Annotated in this window: 17 protein-coding genes; 3 read left to right on the forward strand and 14 right to left on the reverse strand. The window is 63.1% G+C overall.

Annotation, left to right across the window (positions count from 1 at the left end; genetic code table 11):
- The first annotated feature begins 60 nt into the window (after positions 1-60).
- Positions 61-1,029 (forward strand): XdhC family protein, encoded by a 969-nt coding sequence (locus tag CHB75_RS02375; RefSeq protein WP_089268900.1) that lies wholly within the window; start codon positions 61-63, stop codon positions 1,027-1,029.
- Positions 1,026-2,015, forward strand: a complete 990-nt coding sequence (locus tag CHB75_RS02380) for a molybdopterin-binding protein (RefSeq protein WP_089268901.1) — start codon at positions 1,026-1,028, stop codon at positions 2,013-2,015. The genes CHB75_RS02375 and CHB75_RS02380 overlap by 4 nt, the downstream gene beginning before the upstream one ends.
- A 160-nt stretch (positions 2,016-2,175) precedes the next feature.
- Here CHB75_RS02380 and infC read toward each other — a convergent pair whose 3' ends face one another.
- The 7 genes from infC to cysG all read right to left on the reverse strand — a co-directional run bounded on the left by infC (position 2,176) and on the right by cysG (position 8,522).
- Positions 2,176-2,721: a translation initiation factor IF-3 gene (infC, locus tag CHB75_RS02385; RefSeq protein WP_089268902.1), complete on the reverse strand. Its 546-nt coding sequence runs from the start codon at positions 2,719-2,721 to the stop codon at positions 2,176-2,178.
- Between the two features lie 168 nt (positions 2,722-2,889).
- On the reverse strand, positions 2,890-3,750 hold the full coding sequence (locus CHB75_RS02390) for a ferredoxin--NADP reductase (protein ID WP_089268903.1): 861 nt from the start codon (positions 3,748-3,750) through the stop codon (positions 2,890-2,892).
- 95 nt (positions 3,751-3,845) lie between these two features.
- On the reverse strand, positions 3,846-4,250 hold the full coding sequence (locus CHB75_RS02395; RefSeq protein WP_089268904.1) for a DUF934 domain-containing protein: 405 nt from the start codon (positions 4,248-4,250) through the stop codon (positions 3,846-3,848).
- Positions 4,247-5,089: a phosphoadenylyl-sulfate reductase gene (locus tag CHB75_RS02400; RefSeq protein WP_089268905.1), complete on the reverse strand. Its 843-nt coding sequence runs from the start codon at positions 5,087-5,089 to the stop codon at positions 4,247-4,249. The genes CHB75_RS02395 and CHB75_RS02400 overlap by 4 nt, the downstream gene beginning before the upstream one ends.
- Complete coding sequence (locus CHB75_RS02405) at positions 5,079-6,749, reverse strand: nitrite/sulfite reductase (protein WP_089268906.1); 1,671 nt, start codon at positions 6,747-6,749, stop codon at positions 5,079-5,081. The genes CHB75_RS02400 and CHB75_RS02405 overlap by 11 nt, the downstream gene beginning before the upstream one ends.
- A gap of 76 nt (positions 6,750-6,825) precedes the next feature.
- Positions 6,826-7,128 carry a DUF2849 domain-containing protein gene (locus tag CHB75_RS02410; protein WP_089268907.1) on the reverse strand — a complete coding sequence of 101 codons (303 nt, stop codon included), beginning with the start codon at positions 7,126-7,128 and terminating at the stop codon, positions 6,826-6,828.
- Positions 7,128-8,522, reverse strand: coding sequence for a siroheme synthase CysG (cysG, locus tag CHB75_RS02415; protein ID WP_089268908.1), 1,395 nt, complete (start codon positions 8,520-8,522; stop codon positions 7,128-7,130). Before cysG ends, CHB75_RS02410 begins: the two co-directional genes overlap by 1 nt.
- A gap of 150 nt (positions 8,523-8,672) precedes the next feature.
- On the opposite strand from cysG, the gene CHB75_RS02420 reads away from it, so the two are divergent.
- Positions 8,673-9,131 (forward strand): Lrp/AsnC family transcriptional regulator, encoded by a 459-nt coding sequence (locus tag CHB75_RS02420; RefSeq protein WP_089268909.1) that lies wholly within the window; start codon positions 8,673-8,675, stop codon positions 9,129-9,131.
- 8 nt (positions 9,132-9,139) lie between these two features.
- Here the strand turns inward: CHB75_RS02420 and CHB75_RS02425 are convergent, their stop codons facing one another.
- The 7 genes from CHB75_RS02425 to CHB75_RS02455 are packed head-to-tail and all read right to left on the reverse strand — an operon-like array spanning position 9,140 to position 16,432.
- Positions 9,140-10,657: a UxaA family hydrolase gene (locus CHB75_RS02425; protein WP_089268910.1), complete on the reverse strand. Its 1,518-nt coding sequence runs from the start codon at positions 10,655-10,657 to the stop codon at positions 9,140-9,142.
- Positions 10,650-11,834, reverse strand: a complete 1,185-nt coding sequence (gene uxuA, locus CHB75_RS02430) for a mannonate dehydratase (protein WP_089268911.1) — start codon at positions 11,832-11,834, stop codon at positions 10,650-10,652. Before uxuA ends, CHB75_RS02425 begins: the two co-directional genes overlap by 8 nt.
- On the reverse strand, positions 11,831-13,291 hold the full coding sequence (locus tag CHB75_RS02435; protein ID WP_089268912.1) for a mannitol dehydrogenase family protein: 1,461 nt from the start codon (positions 13,289-13,291) through the stop codon (positions 11,831-11,833). The genes uxuA and CHB75_RS02435 overlap by 4 nt, the downstream gene beginning before the upstream one ends.
- Entirely contained in the window at positions 13,248-13,973 is a 726-nt protein-coding gene (gene kduD / locus CHB75_RS02440) for a 2-dehydro-3-deoxy-D-gluconate 5-dehydrogenase KduD (protein WP_245840616.1), read from the reverse strand. Before kduD ends, CHB75_RS02435 begins: the two co-directional genes overlap by 44 nt.
- Positions 13,970-14,794 carry a 5-dehydro-4-deoxy-D-glucuronate isomerase gene (gene kduI / locus CHB75_RS02445; RefSeq protein ID WP_089268914.1) on the reverse strand — a complete coding sequence of 275 codons (825 nt, stop codon included), beginning with the start codon at positions 14,792-14,794 and terminating at the stop codon, positions 13,970-13,972. The genes kduD and kduI overlap by 4 nt, the downstream gene beginning before the upstream one ends.
- Positions 14,795-14,828: 34 nt before the next feature.
- Positions 14,829-15,140 (reverse strand): cupin domain-containing protein, encoded by a 312-nt coding sequence (locus tag CHB75_RS02450; RefSeq protein WP_089268915.1) that lies wholly within the window; start codon positions 15,138-15,140, stop codon positions 14,829-14,831.
- Positions 15,141-15,151: 11 nt separating this feature from the next.
- Positions 15,152-16,432 (reverse strand): TRAP transporter large permease, encoded by a 1,281-nt coding sequence (locus tag CHB75_RS02455; RefSeq protein ID WP_089268916.1) that lies wholly within the window; start codon positions 16,430-16,432, stop codon positions 15,152-15,154.

Genomic DNA, 16,432 nt, shown 5'->3' on the forward strand with positions numbered 1-16,432 from the left:
CACCAAGGGAGGGGGCGACACATCTTTAGGCCATGATAGAACGCCCATGGAGGATTGCGCATGGACAGATTTGACAATGCACCCGAGACGGCGCTGGCCTGGCACAAGGCGGGGGTCGGTGCGGCGCTTGCCACGGTGATCGAAACCTGGGGGTCCGCCCCCCGGCGCGTCGGTGCGCAGCTGGCGATTTCCGGCAGCGGCGAGATCGTCGGTTCGGTGTCGGGTGGCTGTGTCGAGGGCGCGGTGATCGTCGAGGCGCTGGAAGCGCTTGAGGAAGGCACCGCGCGGGAGTTGGAATTCGGGGTCAGCGATGGTGACGCCTTTGCCGTGGGTCTGGCCTGTGGTGGAACGATCCGAATTCTTGTCGAACCGGTGGGCAGGGTGCTGCCCGAGGATCTGCTGGTGGAGCTGGTGGCAGCGCGTGCCGCGCGCCGTCCTGTGGCCTATGTGGTGGATCTGGACAGCGGCGCACGGCAGTTGGTGTCAGAGGGTCACGCGGACCGGTTCCGAATGGATCGTTCCGGGTTCGAGGAGGGCACGCGGAGCTTTGTCGCGATTCACAACCCGCCCCTGCGGCTGATCGTGGTCGGTGCGGTGCATATTGCCCAGGGTCTGGTGCCCATGGCGCGGATTGCCGGCTACGATCCGGTGATCATCGACCCGCGCGAAACCTTTGGATCCGAAGCGCGCTTTCCGGGCGAGCGGATTGTGAACGATTGGCCGGATGAGGCGGTCGCGGCCGAGGGGCTGGATTCGCGCACGGCGCTGGTGTTGCTGACCCATGATCCCAAGCTGGACGATCCGGCGCTGGAAAAGGCGCTGCGGTCGGACTGTTTCTATATCGGCGCGCTGGGGTCGACACGGACCCATGCCAAGCGGGTGGCCCGGCTGGAGGGGCTGGGGTTTACCGAGGCTGAGATTGCCCGGATTCATGCGCCGATCGGGCTGGATATCGGCGCGTCAGGACCATCCGAGATTGCCGTTTCGGTGATTGCGCAGATGACCCGTGTGCTGAGGAAAGGCGCGTGATCTTTGGCGCGGTGCCTGTTGCGGATGCCGGGGGTGCGGTGCTGGCGCATTCCGTGCCGCTGCCCGGCGGGCGGCTGCGCAAGGGCAAGGTGCTGGGGGCGGCGGATGTGGCCGTGTTGCAAGAGGCCGGTATCGCCGAGGTGATCGTGGCGCGGCTGGAGCCTGGGGATGTGGCCGAGGATGCCGCCGCCGAACGGCTGGCGCAGGCGCTGGTGCCGGATGCGGCGGCTGTCGGTCTGCGGGTTGGCAAGGCGTCCACTGGGCGGGTCAACATCTTTGCCGATTGTCTGGGGGTGGCCGAAATCGAGGCCGCCAAGATCGATGCGATCAATGCCGTGCATCCGATGATCACCGTGGCCACCGTGCCGGAATGGCAGCGCATGGGGCTGCGGGGCATGGTGGCCACGGTCAAGATCATCTCATACGCGGTGCCGGAGGTCGCGCTGGAACGTTCCTGCGTGCTGGGACATGACGGGATGCGGATGCGCGCGGTGACGGTTGCCCGGGCGCAGTTGATCCAGACCTTTGTAGAGGCAGATGACGGCGTGAAGGGGCAAAAGGCGATTGGCGACCGGCTGGACCGGCTGGGCGTCAGGCTGGGTGATATCTGCCTTGTGCCACATGAGACTGAGGCGCTGGCGACCGCCATTCGCGGTTCCGATGCCGAGGCGATATTCATTTTGACTGCATCCGCTACGTCGGACATTTCAGACGTAGGCCCGGCGGCGCTGCGCGCGGCGGGAGGGCGGGTGGCCCATTACGGGATGCCGGTCGATCCCGGTAACCTGCTGTTTTATGGCGATTTGCGCGGCGTTCCGGTGATCGGTCTGCCGGGTTGCGCGCGTTCGCCTGCGCTGAATGGCGCGGATTGGGTGATGGAGCGGATGCTGTGCGGCGTGCCTGTCACCCCGCGGGACATTGCCGGGATGGGGGTCGGCGGATTGCTAAAAGAGATCCCGACGCGACCGCGTCCGCGCGAGGGATAGTGCCTGAACGGGGTGAGGAGCAGGCCCGCGCCGTGTCGTGCCAGCCCTGCGGTGCGTTCGGGAAATTCGATGTCAGGGCCGATCCCGCATCCTAAGAGAGGCGCAAAACAAAAGGGGCGCGCCGTGGCGCACCCCTTGAACCAACCGGATCAGGTCCGGCTTATTTCGATATCGGGCCGATCATCATGATCATCTGGCGGCCTTCCATCTTGGGCATGTTTTCGATCTTGCCCACTTCTTTCACGTCCTCGGCCACGCGCTCGAGCAATTCGCGGCCCAGATTCTGGTGCGCCATCTCGCGGCCACGGAAGCGCAGGGTGATCTTGCACTTGTCGCCATTTTCAAGAAACTTGAAGACCGACCGCATTTTGACTTCGTAGTCGTGGATGTCGGTGTTGGGCCGGAATTTGATTTCCTTGACCTCGATGATCTTCTGCTTCTTGCGCGCTTCGGCCTCGCGCTTTTGCTGTTCGTATTTGAACTTGCCGAAATCCATGATCTTGCAGACCGGCGGGGCCGCATTGGGAGAGATCTCGACCAGGTCAAGACCGGCCTCTTCGGCCATTTCCATGGCGCGGGCAGGCGTCACGACGCCGACGTTTTCACCATCCGCCCCAATCAGGCGAATCTCGGGCGAACGAATGCGGTCGTTGATGCGGGGGCCGGTTTCGCGCTGTGGGGGCGCGTTATGGGGTCTGCGGGCTATGGTAAAATTCCTTTTGTGTCCTTCGCGTCAGGGGCGCAACCTAAAGGCCGCAGGCTTGCGTTTCAAGCGGCAAATAGGCGCGTTTGCGAGGATTCAGCGTCATCGACAGGCGCGCCCCGGCTGATTTGCAGCCAAAGGCGTTCCGGTATCCGTCGACCTTGTTAACCTTTAATCAAGGAAGGCCTTTTCAACCACGTAATGCTTGGGGTCGGAATTGGCGCCTTCCTCGAGGCCGTAACCTTCGAGCATCTCCTTGATCTCGAGGTTGAAGGCGAGGTTGCCGCAGACCATGGCACGGTCGGTTTCCGGGGTGGGTTGCGGAACGCCAAGGTCGGCAAAGGCCGTGCCGTCGCGCATCAGGTCGGTGATGCGGCCCATCTTGGGGCTTTGTTCGCGGGTGGTGGTCGGGTAATAGCGCAGCTTGGCCAGATTTTCGGCGCCGATCAGTTCGTCCATCAGCTCATCCGTCTTGAGCGATTCGATCAGGGTCGCGCCATATGTCAGCTCGCTCACTTCGCGGCAGGTGTGGGTGATGATGACCTCGTCGTAATCCTCATAGGTCTGCGGGTCGCGCAGGAGCGAGGCAAATGGCGCAAAGCCGGTGCCGGTGGCGAACAGCCACAGCCGCTTGCCCGGCAGCAGGGCGTCATGCACCAGCGTGCCGACGGGTTTGGGCCGCAGGATGATTTCATCGCCCACCTTGATGTGCTGGAGGCGGGATGTCAGTGGGCCGTCCTGCACCTTGATCGAGTAGAATTCGAGTTCGTCATCCCAGGAGGGCGAGGCGATGGAATAGGCGCGCAGCAGTGGTTTCTGCTTGCCGGTCTTGGGGTCCGGGTCGCCCATCAGGCCGATCATGACGAATTCGCCCGACCGAAAGCGCATGCTGGCCGGGCGCGTCATGCGGAAGGAAAACAGCCGGTCCGTCCAGTGCGTCACCTCTGTGACCTTCTGCGCATCCGGAAGGGTGGGGACTTTTACGGCTTTGGCGTCTGTCACGGTCTGGGTCACTGGGCGTTGCTCGGTCATTTGTTGCAATTGCCGGACGCAGAGGTCCGGCACCTTCTTACTAGGAGGGATGGGTCAGGAAAAGGTTTCACTTGGGTTGGCGGCCCAAGGGCGCGTTATCCGCGCAGACGGGCCTGATAATTGTGCTCTTGCCAGTTGGCGCGGAACAGCCACTGGTCTTCTGGCTGGCGGGCGGCAAGAACGTCGTCGATTTCAACTTCGTCAAAACCGGAACGGCGCGCCATGGCGTATTGATCAGCGATCACATGGCCCTGTGCGCGCAGACGCCCGGTGTAGCCGCGCAGGCGCAGCAGCCGGGCGAGGGTAAAGCCGCGCCCATCCGCCGCCGAGGGAAAGGCGATGCGGATCATCGGCGCGGCCATGACGCTGGCATCCAGCGCGGCCTCGGGCGTGTCAGAGGGCAGGTCCAGCGCGGTGTCAGGGGTTGCGGCGTCTTGTGCCGCAAAACCACCGGTCCAGTCGTCGGGGGCAAAGCCTGTGTCGGTCACGATAACGCTCATGCGCTCTTTTCCTCTTTTGTCTCGGGTCTGACAGCCTTGCCATCAATGAAATGAATGCCGCATTCTTCCTTGCTCTGACCGCGCCAGCGCCCGGCGCGCGGGTCTTCGCCCGGGGCCACTTTGGACGTGCAGGGTTGGCAGCCGATCGACGGATAGCCCTGTGCGACCAGCGGATGCCGGGGCAGGCGGTTTTCGTCCATATAGGCGCGGATATCCTCGGGGGCCCAATGGGCCATCGGATTGACCTTGATCCGGCCGGTCGCCTCTTCGAGTTCAAAGAAGTCGAGGCTGGCGCGAGTGCCTGACTGATACCGCTTGCGGCCGGTGATCCAGCCGTCAAAGCCCTTGAGCGCGTTTTCCAGCGGCAGATTCTTGCGCAGGGCGCAGCAGGCATCGGTGTCGGAAAAGCGCAGCGCGCCGTAGGGGTCGCCTTGTTTCAGGGATTCTTCGTCGGTTTTCAGGATGCGCACGTCGCGCAGGCCCAGCCGTTCGGCCATCTCGGCCTGATAGACCAGCGTTTCGGCAAACAGCAGGCGCGTGTCGATGAACAGCACGGGCGTGTTGCGGTCAACCATGGCCACAAGGTGCAGCAGGGCGACCGATTCGGCGCCAAAGCTGGACACCATGGCGATGCGCCCGGCCTCGGGGTCCTTGAGCGCGCCGCGCAGCACGTCCGTCGCACCATGGTGGCGGTAACGGGCGTTCAGTGCCGCGACGCGGGCGCGCAGGGGCGCGAGGTCGGGCAATGGCTGCGAAACCTGTGCAGGATCATCCCGGCGCAGGGTATCCCCGGCGCGCACATCTTCGGCCAGCCGGAGATTGGGGCGATCATGCAGCATCCCGCGCCGCCTCTTTCTCGGGATAGAGCGCGGCCTTGAAGGGGGCCATGCCGGTGCGGCGGAAGGTTTCGATAAACGTCTCTTCGCGGCTTTCGCGGATTTCGAGGTAGGTGTTCACGATGGTTTCCACGGCGCCAACGATCCCTTCAGCCGGAAAGCCGGGGCCGGTGCGCGCACCAAGGGCCGCGGTTTCGGTGTGATCGCCGCCAAGCGTGATCTGGTAGTTTTCAACCCCCGCGCGATCCAGTCCCAGAATGCCTATATGGCCGACGTGGTGGTGGCCACAGGCGTTGATGCAGCCCGAAATCTTGATCTTGAGATCACCGATTTCGTGCTCAAGCTTGAGTTCGTCAAAGCGGGTCGCGATTTCCTGCGCAATGGGGATCGAGCGGGCGGTGGCAAGCGCGCAGTAGTCCATGCCGGGGCAGGCGATGATGTCCGAAATCAACCCGATGTTGGCAGTGGCCAGTTTGTGCTGCTGCAGGGTCGCATGGATCAGCGGCAGATCGGATTTGTGCACATGCGGCAGGACGATGTTCTGTTCGTGGCTGACGCGCAGCTCGCCATGGCCGTGACGTTCGGCAAGGTCCGCCATGACGCGCATCTGTTCCGCGCTGGCATCCCCGGGGGTCGCGCCATGCGCCTTGAGGCTGATCTGCACGATGGCATGGTCCGGATCGCGGTGCGCGGTCAGGTTGGTGTCGGCCCAGGACCGGAACACCGGATCCTTGGCATAGGCGAGGTCATAGCCGTCGGTCGAAGCGTCACGCAGGGGGGGCGTGGCGAACTGGGCCTCGATCGCTGCCAGCATCTGCTGATCGACGCCGCTGAAGGCGGGGCGCAGCTCGGCAAAGCGCGCGTCGACCAGACGACGGATTTCATCGATGCCATGTTCGTGCACGGTGATCTTGATCCGGGCCTTGTACTTGTTGTCGCGCCGCCCGATCAGGTTCCAGACCGAAACGATCGCCTCAAGATAGGGCAGCAGATCGGCCTGCGGCAGGAAATCGGTGATGACCTTGCCGATCATCGGCGTACGGCCCAGACCGCCGCCGACAAGCACCTCGTAGCCGCGCGCGCCGTCACGTTCGACAATGCGCAACCCGATGTCATGGGCGGCGATCACCGCGCGGTCATGGGGCGAGCCTGTGACGGCGACCTTGAACTTGCGCGGCATGGACTGGAATTCCGGGTGATCAGTGGACCACTGGCGGATCAGTTCGGCGACCGGGCGCGGATCGGCAATTTCGTCAGCCGCCGCACCGGCGAAATGGTCGGCTGTCACGTTGCGGATGGTGTTGCCGGATGTCTGGATCGCGTGCATCTGCACCTCGGCCAGGGCATCGAGGATATCGGGCACATCGCGCAGTTCGGGCCAGTTGTACTGGATGTTCTGCCGGGTGGTGAAGTGGCCATAGCCTTTGTCCCAACGCTCGGCGATATAGGCGAGCTGACGCATCTGGGCCGCCGAAAGCGTACCGTAAGGCACGGCCACGCGCAGCATGTAGGCGTGCAGCTGCAAATACAGGCCGTTCATCAGGCGCAGCGGCTTGAATTCATCCTCGGTCAGGGAGCCGTCGATGCGGCGTTCGACCTGCTGGCGAAACTGGCGATTGCGCTCGGCCACAAAGGCAGCGTCAAAGTCGGAATAGCGATACATGTCTTTCTCCTTGCGGCGGGGCTGGGACAATTTTCTTTCAAAGAAAATTGGCAAAAATCTTTCTCAAGATTTTTGGTCAGACCTCAGCCGCCTGTTTGCCGTGAAAATGGTTTGACGGGCCGGTCCGGCGGAAATCCTCGCGGAAGTGCGTCGGTTCGGGGCCATGCTCTGTCTCGACGACATCGGCAAGATAGACGCCCACCACTTCGGACTGCCGCGAAGAGGCGTCGATCAGGCGGATCTGGGCGACGGCCTCATCGGTGATCACCTCGGCACGCTTGAGATCGCGAATCCAGCTGTCGTCTTCGGCAAGGTAGACCACATCGCCTTCGAGAAGGGCATTTGCGGTCACGACCTTGGGGGTGAATTTTCTGGGCATCAGGCAAACTCCTGCTGGTTAAGGCTGGTCAGGGCAGATTGGGCCGCACGTGGGGCCAGACCATAAAGGGTAAGGGCGGGGCCGGTCATATCGGCTTTGGCCAGATCGGCGGGCAGGGTGGCAAGGGTCGCGGCGATGACCTTTTGATCGGGGCGCGAGGCGTTTTCGATCACTGTCACCGGGGTTGCCGGGTCGGCGCCGTGCATGATCAGCCTGCCCTGAATGAAGCGCGCTGCCTTTTTGCCCATATAGATCGCGGCCACTTCGCCGCTGCGGGCCAATGCCCTCCAGTCGTGATCGGCAAAGCCTTTCATGTCGTGTCCGGTGAGGAAGCGGACTGAGGCGTTGCGCTGTCTGCGGGTCAGGCTTTGCCCGATCCCGGCCACGGCGGCCGAGGCGGCGGTGATGCCCGGCACGATGTGCCAGGTCACTCCGGCGTCTGTGCAGGCGTCGATCTCTTCGTCCAGACGGCCAAAGATGGTCGGATCACCGGATTTCAGCCGAACGACCTGCGCGCCGCCCCGGGCGTGTTCGACGATCAGCGCGTTGATGTCGCTTTGGGTCATCGAGGGGCCGAAGCCTTCTTTGCCGGCGTCGACCAGAACGGCCTCGCGGCGGGCGAGTTCGAGGATCTCGGCGCTGACAAGACGGTCGTGGATCACGACATCCGCGGTATCCAGCGCCTTGCGGGCCTTGAGCGTCAGCAATTCAGGATCACCCGGACCCGCGCCGACAAAGGCGACATGGCCTTGTTTGTCCTCTGTCGCGAGGTGACGGTCTAGCAGGATGTCCAGAGTTTCACGCAGCTTCGCCTCGCCTTCGGGCAGGGCGCGGGGGCCGGCGTCAAAGTAGAAGTCGGACCAGAAATCACGGCGCTTGCGGCCCATGGGCAGGGCGTCGGCCATCGCACGGAAGCCTTTTCCGATGCGCGCCAGCGTGCCAAGCCCCGTGGGCAGGCGCTCTTCGAGATCGGCCTTGATGCGGCGGGCCAGCACGGGTGCCGCGCCTTCGGTGCCGATGGCGACGGTGACGGGATCGCGGTCGACGATGGCCGGGGTGATGAACTGGCTGTCGGCAAGGTTGTCGACGATGTTGCACAGCGCACCTTCGGCCTGCGCGATCTGCGAGGTGCGGGCATCTTCAGCCGCATCTTCGTCAGCCGCGTAGAACAACACCGCGCCGGCGGCATCACCGGTTTGCATCGCGCGGCGGATCAGCGTCAAGCGGCCTGCGTCGGCCCAGGTGGTGATCTCTGGCGCGGGGGTGGGGGCAAAGACTGTGAGGTCTGCTTGGGTCTTCAGCAGGAGGCGCAGTTTGGCCAAGGCCGCCTCTCCACCACCGGACAGCACGACGCGACGACCGGAAAGGGCGACGAAGATCGGGAAATGTTGCATTTGGTCACTCCGTGGTCAGGCTGCGTCTTGCCGTTAGATATAGAATTTTGTCCCGTATTTTGCATAGGGGATTGCGCAAACAAGGATGCCTGTTCTAGCCTGATGCCGTAGGCGGGCATATTGTTTCGCTTTGGCGCAAAAGGCGGAACCATGGTTCGGATTGACGAGATAGACCGGAAAATCCTCGTGGAATTGCAGACCGACGCCAGTCGGTCGCTGGACGAAATTGCCAAGGCGGTGGGGTCATCCAAGACGCCGGTCTGGAACCGGATACGCAAATTGCGCGATGCCGGGGTGATCGGGGCGCAGACCGTGAAACTGGATGCCGAGGCGCTGGGATTCGAGGCGTGTTTCTTTGTCCTCATCCGCACGTCCGAACACGACGCGGGCTGGCAGCAGGCGTTTCTGAAGGCACTGCAAGAGCGCCCCGAGGTGCAGGAGGCGCACCGGCTGGCGGGGGATATCGACTATATCCTCAAAGTGCGGGTGCGCAACGCGCGGGCCTATGATGCCTTCTATCAGGCGCTGATTTCAGAGGTGCGGGTGCACAACGTCACCGCCCTGCTGTCGATGGAAGAGATCAAGTCGACAACCGCACTGCCGTTGTAGGATTTCGCCTACATCACCGCGCCGATCTGCCATGGCACGAATTCGTTGTCGCCAAGGCCAAGCGCCTCTGACTTTGTCTGTTTGCCGGACGCGGTGGCAAGGATCGCCTCGACAATCTCGTCGGCCTTCTGCTCCAGCGTGACACCGGCGCTCAGGACATCGCCGCAGTTGATGTCCATATCTTCGGGCATTGCCGCGAACAGGGCGTCGTTGGTGGCAAGCTTGATCGTCGGCGCGGGTTTCGATCCAAAGGCCGATCCGCGCCCGGTGGTGAAACACAGCACCTGCGCGCCGCCCGCAATCTGCCCGGTGGCCGAGACGGGGTCATAGCCCGGCGTGTCCATGAAGGTGAAACCGGCGTGGGTGATCTGTTCGGCGTAGTCATAGACGGCCGTCAGCGGGGTATTTCCGCTTTTGGCGACGGCGCCGAGTGATTTTTCAAGGATCGTGGTCAACCCGCCCTGCTTGTTGCCGGGGCTGGGGTTGTTGTCCATCGATCCGCCGTTCATCGCGGTGTAAGCTTCCCACCACTTGATACGCGCCAGTAGTTTGTCCGCGATTTCGGTTGATGCCGCGCGGCGCAGCAGCAACTGTTCGGCGCCATAGATCTCGGGCGTTTCGGACAGAACCACCGTGCCGCCCATCCCCACGATCCGGTCCGAGGCAAGCCCGAGCGCCGGATTGGCGGTAAGGCCGGAATAGCCGTCCGATCCACCGCATTGCAGCGCGACCTTCAGCGCAGACGCGGGGCAGGGCCTGCGGGTCGCCATGTTCACCTCTGGCAGCATTTCGGCCACCTTGTCCCTGATCGCTTTTATCGTCGCGCGGGTGCCGCCGGTGTCCTGAATGGTCAGGCCGAATATTCGATCACCGCCGCCTGCGTGGCTTTGCATTCTTGCGATCTGCATGACCTCGCAACCAAGGCCGACAAAGATCGCGGCGCCGACATTGGGGTGGGTCGCATGGCCCCAAAGCACCCGGTCCAATATGTCAAACCCCCGCCCCGACGACGCCATGCCGCAGCCCGTGCCATGGGCAAAGGCGGCGATGCCATCGACGTTGGGATAGTCGTCCAGCAGGCCGGACATTTCGATTTCAAGGGCTGCGCGTTTGATCACCGTGGCGGAACAGTTCACCGTGGCGCAAAGCGCGATCATGTTGCGCGTGCCGACCTGGCCGTTGGCGCGCTGGTATCCCTGGAACGTTCTTGGGGCCATCTTCGGGATCGCCGCCCGGGCGGTTTCAAGATCCGCGCCGATTGCATAGTCCCGGGAATGGTCGGAAAACGCACAGTTGTGGCTGTGCACATGATCGCCTGCGGCAATGTCCGTGGTGGCATGGCCAATGATCTGCCCGAACTTGATGACTGGCGCGCCTTTTGTCATGGCTGTGCGGGCAATCTTGTGCCCGCCTGAAACCGCTTTTTCCAGCGATCGCCCGATACCCAAGGGGTCCGCCCCGGCGGGCAGACGTTCGGGCAGCAGGACAACCGTGTCGGCGGCGTTCAGCAGGATCGGCTTAGCCATGGGTCTGAACCTGTTGCAGGGCGCGTGTCACGCCGCGCAATTCCGCCAGCCCGCGCATGCGCCCGATCAGCGGATAGCCGGGGAAATTGTCACGTTCCAAATCCGACAGAAGGTCATGGCCGTGATCCGGCCGCATGGGGATCTGGGCGAAACTTTCGTTTGCCTCCTGGCGGCGTGCCTCTTCGGCGACAAGCACGCGGATCAGGGCGACCATGTCGGTGTCGCCGTCCAGATGGGCGGCCTCCTCAAACGACCCATCGGGATCCTTGCGCACGTTGCGCAGATGGGCAAAGCGGATGCTTTTGGCGAACCTTTTGGCGATGGCAGGAACGTCATTGGCCGGGTTCGCCCCCAGCGACCCGGAGCAGAGCGTGAGCCCGTTTGCGGGACTGTCCACGGCGGAGAGGATCCAGGCAATGTCATCCGCGTCCGACACGATCCTTGGCAGGCCAAGGATATCGCGTGGCGGGTCGTCCGGATGGACGCAGAACACCATGCCAAGCTCTTCGGCCGTCGGTATGACTTCGTCCAGAAAGCGTTTGTAATTCGCGCGCAGCGTGGCGCGGTCAATGCCATCGTAACGTTCCAGTGCACCGCGCAGACCGGCGATGTCGTAGCGGTCAAAGGCACCCGGCAGGCCGGACATGATGGCGTGTAACAGCGCCTCTCGGTCTGCCTCATTAGATTGCTGGAACCAGATGGCGGCCCGGTTGCGGACCTCGTGGGAATAGTCGTCTTCGGCCCTGGCGCGGCCCAGCATGTGGATTTCAAAGGCGGCCATGCGCGCCTGATCGAAGCGCAGGCAGGTGCCGCCGCGCGCAAGCGGCGCGGTCAGGTCGGTCCGGGTCCAGTCCAGCAGCGGCATGAAGTTGTAGCAGATCGTGCGGATACCATTTGCGGCAAGGTTCGCCATCGACTGGCGATAATTGGCAAAAAGCGTGGACAGGTTGCCATCGCCGCGCTTGATTGATTCGTGGATCGGCAGGCTTTCCGCGACGGTCCAGTCAAAGCCTGCCTTTGCGATTTCGCCCCGGCGCGCGGCGATGGCATCTGAGGTCCAGACCTCGCCATAGGGCACCTCGTGCAGGGCATGCACGATGCCGGTTGCCCCGGTTTGGGCGATTTCTGGCAGCGAAATGGTGTCATACGCCCCGTACCAGCGCCAGCATTCGATCATTTGAGGACCTCTTGCACGGCGGCGCGGGCACCTTTGGTCAGCAGGGTTTCATAGGCGGCGGTGACAGGTGCCTTGATCTTGTCCGCGACCTGTTGGGAAAAGACATCGCGCAGGGCCAGCAGCGCCGCCACCTTGTCCGCAGGAGCGTCGGAACCGTCGGAAAGGCGTTTCAGCGTGTCGGCCAGCGGGTCGCGCACGTCGATCGCGCCGCCCTTTTCATCCACGCCGCCGACATAGCGCATCCACCCCGCCACGGCGAGGTACAGGCCCGGGCAGGGTGTTGTGGCGTCGGTGAGGGTGCCTAGCATCCGCTGGGGCAGTTTCTGGCTGCCGTCCATGGCGATCTGCCATGTCAGGTGCCGGATCGCCGGGTTTTTGTAACGTTCCAGTAGTACGTCAGCATAGGCATTCAGATCGGTGCCTTCGGGGGCGGTCAGGGTCGGGATGATCTCGGTCGACCAGAGGTGACGGGCAAAATCGGCAAAGACCGGATCGGCCACTGTATCCGAAATCGTCTCATGCCCGGCGAGATATCCGAGATAGGCGAGCGACGAATGGGTGCCGTTCAGCATCCGCAGTTTCATCAGCTCAAACGGGGCGACATCGGTGACCAGTTCAACGCCCACAGCGGCCAGATCTGGGCGCAGACCGTCGACGAAATCATCCTCGATCACCCATTGGCGAAAGGGTTCGTGAATCACCGGGGCGGCATCGGCCCGGCCGGTGAGTGCTGCGACCCGGTCCAGATCCGCCGGTTTGGTCGCTGGAACGATCCGATCCACCATTGTGGAGGGAAAGCGGCCCTCAGTCGCGATCCAGGCCGCCAGATCGGGGTCGATGGCCTGCGCCAGATCCAGCACGGCCTTGCGCACCACAGAGCCGTTGTGGGGGAGGTTGTCACAGGTCAGCACGGTAAAGGGACGCAAGCCCGCCGCGCGCCGGGCCTGAAGCGCGCGCACGAGGAAACCGGGCGCGCTGCGCGGCAAGGGATCGGTCAGATCATGGGCGATATCGGGGTGCGCAAGGTTCAGATCGCCGGTTGCCGGGTTGTGGCAGTACCCCTTTTCGGTGACGGTCAGAGTGACGATCTTGACCCCGGGATCCGCCATGGCGGTGACCAGCGCGGCGGGATCTTCGGGGGCGACGAACATGTCCTCGATCACCTCGATCACCTGCGCGGTGTCGCCGTCTGGACCGGCTTCGAGCGCGGTATAGGCATAGGATTGCGGGGCAAGGGAATCGCGGGTGCCGGGGCTTTTGATGCTGGCGGCAAGGATGCCCCAGTCACCGCCGGATTTTGCCATAGATTCAGACACATAGATCGCACCGTGCGCGCGAAAGAACGCACCAAGACCCAGGTGGACGATGCCGACGCCGGGGCGCGGCGCGTCAGAGCGGCTGAGGGGGGGAAGTTCAGCGGGCAAGCCAGCCTCCGTCAACGTTGAAGACTGCGCCATGCACATAGTCGGCGGCGGGCGAGGACAGGAAGACAGCTGTACCGGCGATGTCTTTGGCGGCACCCCAGCGGCCTGCGGGGATGCGGTCAAGGATCGCCTTGTTGCGTTCGGGATCGGCGCGCAGGGCTGCGGTATTGTTGGTTTCGATATACCCCGGCGCGATGGCGTTCACGTTGATGCCCTTGGCCGCCCATTCGTTGGTCAGGATCTTGGTCAGACCCGCCACGCCATGTTTGGACGCGGTATAGGACGGCACGCGGATGCCCCCCTGAAACGACAGCAGAGAGGCGATGTTGACGATCTTGCCGGTGCCTTTGCGGGCGAGGACGGCCTTGGCAAAGGCCTGACAGGTGAAGAACACCGCCTTGAGGTTGACGTCCATCACATCGTCCCAGTCGGCTTCGGTGAAGTCGACCGAGTCATTGCGGCGGATGATGCCGGCGTTGTTCACCAGAATATCCACCGTTTGCGCCGCAAAGACATCGCGGGCGGCCATCGGGTCAGCCAGATCCAGCGTCAACTCGCGGGCGTCGCTGATCATTCCCACGGTCTCGGCACAGGACGACCGCCCTGCACAGATAACGGTTGCACCGGCTTCGCCCATGGCGACGGCGATGGCCTGACCGATGCCAGTGTTGGCGCCTGTGACCAGCGCGGTTTTACCTGCCAGAGAAAAGCTCACCGCAAATCCCCCATCGGGATCATGTCCATGTCGGTGAAATCTATATTGTCGCCGGCCATGGCCCAGCAGAAGGTATAGCTGCCGGTGCCCGCACCTGCGTGGATCGACCATGGCGGGGAAATCACCGCCTCTTCGTTGGCCATGACGATGTGGCGGGTTTCCGACGGCTGGCCCATGAAGTGGAAGACGCGCTGATCGGGGCTCATGTCAAAGTAAAGATAGGCCTCCATCCGGCGGTCATGCTGGTGGGCGGGCATGGTGTTCCAGACGGACCCTTCGGCGAACTGGGTATAGCCGATCAGCAGCTGGCAGCTTTCGCAGACATCCGGGTGCAGCAGCTGGATGATCACGCGTTCGTTGGCCTGTTCCTTGGACCCCAGTTCGACGCGCTTGGCATCGGCCACCTTGATCAGCCGGGTGGGGCAGGTGCGGTGGGCGGGGGCCGAAAGGATGTAGAACCGGCCCTTGCCCGAAAAGGTCACAGCGCCAGCGCCCATGCCGACATAAAGTACCTCGCCATGTTCGACGGTGTGGCTTTCGCCGCCAACGGAAACCGTGCCGGTTTCACCGATGTTCAGCACGCCAAGTTCGCGGCGTTCCAGAAAGGTCTTGGTGCCGGTTTCGGGGATGTGGTCCAGCGTCAGATCCTTGCCCGCGGGCACGGCAGAGCCGACCAGAAGGCGGTCGTAGTGCGAATAGACCAGCTTGATCTCGCCGTCCTGAAACAGGCCGCCGACATGGAAATGATCGCGCAGGCCCTGAGTGTCGAGGGCTTTGGCCGAGGCGGGGTCGATGGCGTAGCGGGTTTCAGCTTGGGTCATTGGGAGGAGTCCTTTTGGGGCAGAGTTCGGGCGCTTACAGGAAATCGTCGCGCCGCGGAGTGAAGGTGTCGATCAGGGTTCCGGGGGTGATGGAGGTGCAGCCGTGGCGGGCCTGTGACGGGATGACAAAGCTGTCACCGGGGCCCACGTCAAAGCGTTTGCCGTCGACGGTGAAGGTGAAGCGGCCGCTTTCAACATAGGTCGATTGCACATGCGGATGGTTGTGCAGCTTGCCCTGTGCGCCTTCCTTGAAACGGAAGGCGACGACCATCAGCGTCTCGTTTTCCGACAGAACCTGACGGCGCACGCCGGGGTCGGCATCAACTTCGGGATAGGTTTGCAGCATCTTGGATCCCCTTAGTGGAACAGCGCAGGCAGCCAGAGCGACAGCGCCGGGATATAGGTGACGGCCATCAGCGTGGCAAAGGCCGCGCCGTAGAACGGCCAGATCGATTTCATCGCCTCGGATATCGGGATGCGCCCGACGGCACAGCCGACAAACAGGACCGCGCCAACCGGAGGTGTGCACAGCCCGATGCCAAGGTTCAGGATCAGGATCACGCCAAAGTGCACCGGATCAACGCCAAAGGCCTGAGCGACGGGCAGGAAGATCGGTGTGGTGATCACGATCAGCGGCGACATATCCATGAAGGTGCCAAGGATCAGCAACATTACGTTCATCAGCAGCAGGATGACGATGGGATTGTCCGACACGCCCTGCAGGGCAGACACCATCGCGGCAGGCACTCGTGTATAGGCCAGCAGCCAGCCAAAGGACGCCGCGCAGCCGATGACCATCAGCACCATGGCGGTGGTGCGCACGGCGGCGAATGTCGCCTCGACAAAGTCATGCCAGCTGAGCGTGCGATAGACCAACAGCGTCACCAGCAGGGCGTAGACTACGGCGATGTTGGACGATTCCGACGCGGTGAAGATGCCCGAACGCACACCGCCAAAGATGATGGCGACAAGGATCAGACCCGGCACGGCGGACATGAAGATATGCCCGAGAACGCGCATTCCGGGAAAGGCCTCGGTCGGGTAGCCGCGTTTCTTGGCGACGAAATAGGCGGCGATCATCAGCGACAGCGCCAGGATCGCACCGGGGATGATGCCGGCGGTAAAGAGGTCGGCAATCGAAATTTTGCCGCCTGCCGAGATCGAATAGATGATCATGTTGTGGCTGGGCGGGATCAGCAGCGCGATGATGGATCCGACGACCGTCAGGTTCACGGCGTAATCAACGCCGTAGCCGCGTTCCTTCATCTGGGGCACCATGAGGCCACCCACGGCCGAGGCATCAGCGGCAGCCGATCCGGACACGCCACCGAACATCACACTGGCCAGCACGTTGACCTGTCCCAGACCGCCGCGCATGTGGCCGACCAAGGCCCCGGCCAATGCCACAAGACGCCGGGCGATATCGCCGCGCACCATGAGATCACCGGCAAAGATGAAGAACGGGATCGCCATCAGCGCGAACACCGACACGCCGGAATTCAGACGCTGGAACACCACCACCGGCGGCAGGCCGAGATAGGCGATCGTCGCAAAGGACGATACGCCAAGGCAGAAGGCGACCGGTGTGCCGATCAGCAAAAGCACCACGAAGGTGCCGAACAATACCCAAAGTTCCAT

Source organism: Puniceibacterium sediminis, assembly GCF_900188035.1.
Lineage (GTDB): Bacteria > Pseudomonadota > Alphaproteobacteria > Rhodobacterales > Rhodobacteraceae > Puniceibacterium > Puniceibacterium sediminis.